A 6,475-nucleotide genomic window follows, 5' to 3' on the forward strand; every position below is an offset into this window, starting at 1 on the left:
GCCGCCCAGAACTTCTACTACCTCTCATAGCTGGATGACATGTTCCGCTCCGGCTTCCTCACCCGCCTGGACCTGGCCTTCTCCCGCGACCAGCGCGAGCGGATCTACGTGCAGCACCGGATGATCGAGCACGGCGCCGAGCTGTGGTCGTGGCTGCGCGACGGCGGCCACTTCTACGTCTGCGGCGACGCGGCTCGCATGGCCAAGGACGTCGACGACACCCTGCTCCGCATCGCCCAGATCCACGGCAAGCTGGACGAAGCAGGCGCCCTGGCCTTCAAGAAGCAGCTCGTCGCCGAGAAGCGCTACGTCCGCGACGTGTACTGACTCACGCCGCCCGCACGGCGGGCGGGTTCAGCCGGGTGAAGTCGGGCAGGCGGTGGTACGGGTAGTACGGGTACGGGGGTGTGGTCGCGCTTGCCGCGTCGAGGGCGGCCAGGTGTTCCGGATCGAGCTGCCAGCCGATGGCACCCAGGTTCTGGCGCAGCTGGTCCTCGTTGCGGGCGCCGACCAGGACGGTGGCGACGGTCGGCCGGGTGAGCAGCCAGTTGAGGGCGATCTGCGGGACGCTGCGGCCGGTGTCGGCGGCGATGCGATCGAGGACGTCGACGATGTCGTAGAGGTGTTCGTCGTCGACGGGTGGGCCGGCTTGCGCGGTCTCGTGCAGCCTGCTGCCCGCCGGAATCGGCTGGCCGCGACGGACTTTGCCGGTGAGCCTGCCCCAGCCCAGCGGGCTCCAGACGACCGCGCCGACGCCCTGGTCCGCGCCGAGCGGCATCAGTTCCCATTCGTAGTCGCGGCCGACGAGCGAGTAGTAGACCTGGTGCGCGACGGGCTTTTCCAGGCCGAGCTCCTCGGCGGTGGCCAGCGCCTTCATCAATTCCCACCCGGCGAAGTTGGAGACGCCGAGGTAGCGGATCTTGCCCGCGCGCACGAGATCGTCCAGGGCCGTGAGGGTTTCCGCCAGCGGGGTGCCCGCGTCGAAGGCGTGTAGCTGGAACAGGTCGAGGTAGTCGGTGCCGAGGCGACGCAGGGAGGCGTCGACCGCCCGGATCAGCCTGGCGCGGCTCGCGCCGGCCTCGTGCGGGCCGGGACCGGTCGGCAGGGCCGATTTGGTCGACAGCAGCACCTGCTCGCGCCTGCCCTTGATCGCCGCGCCGAGCACTTCCTCCGAGGCGCCGTCGGAATAGACGTCGGCCGTGTCGAACAGGGTGACACCGGCCTCCAGGCTGATGTCGACCAGGCGCCTGGCCTGCGCCGCATCGGTATCGCCCCAGGCGCTGAACAGGGCGCCTCGTCCGCCGAAGGTGCCCGCGCCGAAACCGAGCGCGGGAACGAGCAGACCCGATGCGCCGAGCCGCCGGTACTCCATGAGAACTCCTAAGGGGTCTATAGTTCCGTTAACACTTCGGACAGTACACCCGCTGCGCGCTAAATGAAACAGGAGTTCCGTTATGAATCGCGATGTTGCCTGGCCCGGGTCTGTTCGCCCAGGTGGGCGCACTGCCCGGGTCCGCGAGTCCGTCCTGCAGGTCGCCGGCGATCTGCTCGCCGACCGCGGCTTCGCCCACCTCGATCTGGCCGAGGTCGCCGCGACGGCCGGGGTCGGCAAGACCACGGTCTATCGCCGTTGGCGCACCCCCGCCGGGCTGGTCGCCGACCTGCTCGTCGACATGGCCGAGCAGTCGCTGCCCCGCGTCGAAACCGGCACCCTGCTCGACGACCTCACGGCCAATGCCCGGCTGGTCGCCAAGACCCTCGCCGACCAACGGCAGGGCAATCTCTTCCGTGCCGTCATCGCCGCGGCCACCTGCGACGAGGTCACCGCCGCGGCACTGCACACCTTCTACGACACCCGGCTCACCGAATGGGCGCCCTGCGTCGACGCCGCCGTCGCGCGCGGCGAAGCGCCCGCGGGCACCGACGCGCGAGCGGTCCTGTCCGCGGTCTCCGCGCCGCTGTACTACCGGCTGCTCGCCAGCGGCGACCCCGTCGACGAGGCCGCCGCCGACCAGTCGGCCAGGGCGGCCACCCTCGCCACGATCGGCGGCACCTTCGTCCGCTGAGCGCCTACTTCGAGACGAATTCGCCCAGCGCGCGCTGGTATTCGGCGAGATCGGGCTCGGTGTGGATCTTCGGGTTGTCGCCCTTGGTGAGCGCCGAGAACGGGCAGTCCGGCGTCGACTTGCCCGACATCTGCGCGGTGCCGACCGTGCGACCGGTCTTGGCCTCGCGAATGGTCACGTCGTAGCGGCCCTGGTACAGCGGCAGGCTGCTGCCGGTGAACTTGCAGTCGGTGAGGAACTTGCCGTCGTCGGGTTCGTCGAGGCAGGCGATCAACTGCACGTCGGCGGGCTTCAGGTCGCGCCCGCCCCATTCACGTGGCGTGTCGAAGCCGCCGATCTCGGCCTTCGACGTGCCGACCTGCTCGTCGACGAACGCGACGACCGGATGCGGTGTGGGCCCGGTGAATTCCGCCGCGGTCGGGAAGAACTTGCCGCCCATGTCGTGGCAGGCCGACTCCATGTCGCTGATGTCCGCCAGCGTGCCCTCGTGTTCCTTGGGCGTCCAGAACGTCCAGTACACCGCGTAGCCGACCGCGCACAAGACGGTCACCAGCGCGATCGCCCCCACCGCCTTGGACTTGCCGAACAGCGGCCCCGTTGCCCCGGTTCGCTTGCGCACCATGGCGACAACGATCGCGATGAGCGGCGCGAGCGCCAGCAGCGCGAAGATCACCCCGACGAGCACACTGCCGTTGGCGAAGGCCATCCAGGAGAACAGCCCGGACAACGCCATCAGGATCAGAATAATTTGCAGCACAACGAAACCCCCCAAGGTCGAACGTCTAACGTGGTGCGACCGTATCAAACCCGGGGGTCCGCTGCGTTCACGGTCGCCTGCCAGCGGGGGTCGCGACCGGTGAGGCCGAGGAGGCGCTCGAACGCGGGTGCGTCATCGGGAACGGCGACTACCGGGCCGAACAGACCGGGCGTGCCGGACGGGTCGGTGTCGCGCAGGAATTCGTGCAGGATCGGCAGATAACCGGGATCGACCGACACGGACTGCCCGGTGGCGACCGCCAGATCCCAGGCGTGGATGGTGACCTCGTCGAGGGCGACCATCGCCATGACCGCGGCAGGCAGCACCACGCCACCGGCCTCGGCGTCGCCGTCCCAGGCCTCGGGCGCACGCCACGCGACGGTCAGCGCGTCCAGCTGCGCGGGGATAAGGGTGCGCCAGTCGGCGGGCAGCGGGTCGTCGAGGCTGGGCGGCGCCGACCGGCCGTCCGACTCCTTGGTCGCGGCCTGCCGGAACGCCTCGGTCAGCCCGACGACGTGCGAGAGCAGCGTCCCCACGGTGGTCTCGACGCACGGCGTCGGCGCGGTGAGCTGATCGTCGGCGATGCCGGCGACGACGGTGGCGAGCGTGCGGGCGGCGGGGGCGAAGTCGAACTGCGGTTCCATGTGCGCTCCTGAGCGAGTACGGACTGCCTACATGAGTACAGACGGACCGAGCACTGTGAACTCATCGCCGCGCGGGTTGCCGAGCGGCCCGAATCGGCGCACGCTGGATGGCGCAACGATCAGCGACAAACGTGCGAGGCGACGACCGAGGAGCACCGATGATCGACCACGAAACCGCCCGGCCACTGGACGAGGTCCCCGAGGCCGATCGGATCGAACAGGAACAGTCGGTCTTCAGCGCCGACGACCCCGACGACCCCGCCTTCTTCGATGCCGCCGACTACTCCGATCAGATGGCGGCCAATGTCGACCGTGATGCATTCACCGCGAACCCCGCCGACGTGATCGAGCAGACCATCGCCGTCCCGTTCGACGACGAGTTCGTCGAGGGCGAGGAGCCCTAGCAGGCACTGTCGGCGAAGCCGTCGACAGACCTGCGCACGGCCGGAGCGAATGCGGAGGTACGCCTAGCCCGCGATCTTCGCCCGGACGGTCGCGTGCAGTTCGCGCAGGCTGGAGCGCTCGGTCGCGACCTCGAGCACGCGCAGTCCGTGCGCGTCGCCGACCAGCTCCACAGCCAGCTCGTCGGGGTCGACCTGGCGGTGCGGGATCCGGTAGGCGGCGCACAGGGCCGCCAGATCCATGCCGTGCGGTGTGCCGAAGACCCGCTCGAAGACGCCCGCGTACTGCGGGTCGCCCTGTTCGAGCAGTTCGAAGATGCCGCCGCCGTCGTCGTTGGCGACGACGATCGTGAGGTTGTCCGGGCGCGGTTCGCCGCGCCCGATCAGCAGGCCCGCCGCGTCGTGTAGGAAGGTCAGGTCGCCCATCAGCGCGACGGTGCGGCCCGGGTGGGCCAGCGCGGCGCCGACCGCGCCGGAGACGGTGCCGTCGATCCCGGCGACACCGCGGTTGGACAGCACCCGCACGCCGGGTCGCGGATGCGAGACCAGCGCCGCGTCGCGGACCGGGTTCGACGCGCCGAGCAGCAGCTGGTCACCTTCGCGCAGCGCGTCCATGACGACGGCGGCCACATGCAGGCCGGTCGCCTTCGGGTGCGCGGACAGTTCGTCGCGCACCACCGATTGCGCCTGCCGGTTCAGCTCAGCGCAGCGGGCCAGCCACTCCGGGCGCGGGGCGCCGGTGGTCACCGCGCGGGTGCCGGTGCCGACGACATTGCCGGAGACATCGGGCCAGCGCGGGCCGGTGGTCAGCGCGAAGACGGTGACATTCGGATCGGCGAGCACCCGCGAGACCTGGCGGTGCAGGGTCGGGCGGCCGGTGATGATCGCCTGCGTCGGCTTGAGCAGCGGCAATGCGAGCGGATGCAGGGCGGGACCGTGCATCGGCGCGGTCGGCTCGGCCACCGTCGGCAGTTCGGCGAGTTCGGGCAGCAACCGCGCGCCGTGCCCGGAGATGACGACGGTGTCGGGCGTGAGATCGATGTCGAGCGGCACGTCGAGGGTGGCGTACTGGGTTGCGGTCCACGGCCGTTCGCCGGCACGGCCCGCGGGCAGCGGATCGTCGGACAGCTCGGGGACCAGCGGCTCGCGCAGCGGGATGTCGAACTGCACCGGACCGGCGTTGCCGGAACGGGTTCCGCGCGCCGCGGCGAGCACCCGGCACACCGAGGAGCGCCACACGCTGTTCTGGCGCGGATACGCCGACTCGCCCGCCTCGGCTTCGGCGAGCCCGAGGCTGATGGTGGCGCGGACCTGGCTGCCGAACAGCCCGAGCTGCTCGACGGTCTGATTGGCGCCGGTACCGAGCATCTCGTAGGGCCGGTTCGCGCTGACGACGATCAACGGCACCCGCGCGTAGTTGGCTTCCAGCACCGCGGGCCCGAGGTTGGCCACAGCGGTGCCCGAGGTCATCACGACCGGGACAGGGCGCCCCGACGACACCGCGAGCCCGACCGCGAGGAAGCCCGCCGTGCGCTCGTCGATGCGCATGTGCAGCCGTAGCTGCCCGGCCGCGTCGGCCGCCTGCAGCGCGAAGGCCAGTGGGGCATTACGCGATCCGGGGCACAGCACCACCTCGCGGACGCCGCCGCGCACGAGCTCGTCGACGACCACTCGTGCCTGCGCAGTTGACGGATTCACAATCCCAGAGTGTCAGACGGGGGCACACCCGTCTGCCCCCGGCCCGCGTTGGCTACGTCACCGCGCCGAGTCGCGCACTGTCGTCAACGCCGCCGGAACCATCACAGGCGGGTTCTGCCCGATAACCGGATCAGCAATTCAGAAATGAATCTGGCGACGGGTTTCACGCCCGTCGCCAGATTTAAAGAACATCCCGAAAGGGAGCAGGTCGGTATCTCGATCAGATCACGCGGCAGGCGCGGTGAGTTCCTGGATACCGGTGATCGCCTCGATGATGTTGACCACCGCGGAGGTGCCGCTGTCGATCGCGCCGCTGCCCGACTCGAGCACGCTGGAACCGGCGGCCGAACCGCTGAGCACGCCGGCCGAGCCGCTGGACAGCCCGGCGAGCTCGGCAGAACCGGTGCCCGAACCCGTGTCGGCGCTGGCGACGGCCGGGCCGAAGAACATGACAGCGGCGGCAGCGGTGACACCGGCGGCGGCGAGAGTCTTGCGAGAGATCATGATCGACTTCCTTTCGACCTGCGCAATGCAGTCTTTTACGTCCGTACCGAGCGGAAGGAGTATTTCGGTGAAATATCTATTTCCGAATCCGCTCGATTGGCAAGGTAATCGATCCGGGGCTGCGATAGCCAGTCGTTCGCTGAACGCCGGGAAGGCGAGGAATCGACGGCCACCCGCCCTTTCCCTGCCGTTCACGTACGAAGTGCCGTGGCTCACACTTCGCGGCGCGGAATTTACCCGCGACCGGGAATCGGTGTGGCCGCGCACCCACCACACCCCCGTCACGTGAGTGTGGTCACACGCGCACGCGAAAGGCCGGTGGGGGGGGGGGGGGGGTACCGCACCCCCACCCCCACGGGCGGAAACACAGCCTGGGGGAGCGCCCCCGCGGGGGGCTCCACGACG

At 69.9% G+C, this 6,475-nt stretch carries 7 protein-coding genes and 1 pseudogene; 3 read left to right on the top strand and 5 right to left on the bottom strand.

The genetic code is table 11. From position 1 onward, the window contains the following. Positions 1 to 327: pseudogene (locus tag ACFWPJ_RS21410) on the top strand (hypothetical protein); the annotation flags it as partial. Between the two features lies 1 nt (position 328). On the opposite strand, the gene ACFWPJ_RS21415 reads toward ACFWPJ_RS21410, so the two are convergent. Next, entirely contained in the window at positions 329 to 1,372 is a 1,044-nt protein-coding gene (locus ACFWPJ_RS21415; protein ID WP_378853927.1) for an aldo/keto reductase, read from the bottom strand. An 82-nt stretch (positions 1,373 to 1,454) separates the two neighbouring features. Between ACFWPJ_RS21415 and ACFWPJ_RS21420 the strand changes: the two genes are divergently transcribed. Next, complete coding sequence (locus ACFWPJ_RS21420; protein WP_378853929.1) at positions 1,455 to 2,066, top strand: TetR/AcrR family transcriptional regulator C-terminal ligand-binding domain-containing protein; 612 nt, start codon at positions 1,455 to 1,457, stop codon at positions 2,064 to 2,066. Positions 2,067 to 2,070: 4 nt separating this feature from the next. Here ACFWPJ_RS21420 and ACFWPJ_RS21425 read toward each other — a convergent pair whose 3' ends face one another. Beyond that, the gene (locus tag ACFWPJ_RS21425) at positions 2,071 to 2,799 is read right to left on the bottom strand and encodes a hypothetical protein (RefSeq protein WP_378853931.1); all 729 of its coding nucleotides are present in this window, start codon (positions 2,797 to 2,799) and stop codon (positions 2,071 to 2,073) included. A gap of 68 nt (positions 2,800 to 2,867) precedes the next feature. After that, a complete protein-coding gene (locus ACFWPJ_RS21430; RefSeq protein ID WP_378853933.1) occupies positions 2,868 to 3,467 on the bottom strand; it encodes a TIGR03086 family metal-binding protein in 600 nt (199 codons plus the stop codon). A gap of 158 nt (positions 3,468 to 3,625) precedes the next feature. Between ACFWPJ_RS21430 and ACFWPJ_RS21435 the strand changes: the two genes are divergently transcribed. Continuing rightward, positions 3,626 to 3,871, top strand: coding sequence for a hypothetical protein (locus tag ACFWPJ_RS21435; RefSeq protein ID WP_378853935.1), 246 nt, complete (start codon positions 3,626 to 3,628; stop codon positions 3,869 to 3,871). A 63-nt stretch (positions 3,872 to 3,934) separates the two neighbouring features. On the opposite strand, the gene menD is transcribed toward ACFWPJ_RS21435, so the two are convergent. Continuing rightward, on the bottom strand, positions 3,935 to 5,566 hold the full coding sequence (menD, locus tag ACFWPJ_RS21440; RefSeq protein WP_378853937.1) for a 2-succinyl-5-enolpyruvyl-6-hydroxy-3-cyclohexene-1-carboxylic-acid synthase: 1,632 nt from the start codon (positions 5,564 to 5,566) through the stop codon (positions 3,935 to 3,937). 225 nt (positions 5,567 to 5,791) lie between these two features. After that, positions 5,792 to 6,070 (bottom strand): hypothetical protein, encoded by a 279-nt coding sequence (locus ACFWPJ_RS21445; RefSeq protein ID WP_378853938.1) that lies wholly within the window; start codon positions 6,068 to 6,070, stop codon positions 5,792 to 5,794. Positions 6,071 to 6,475: the final 405 nt, after the last annotated feature.

The sequence above is a fragment of the Nocardia sp. NPDC058497 genome, from assembly GCF_042720195.1.
Lineage (GTDB): Bacteria > Actinomycetota > Actinomycetes > Mycobacteriales > Mycobacteriaceae > Nocardia.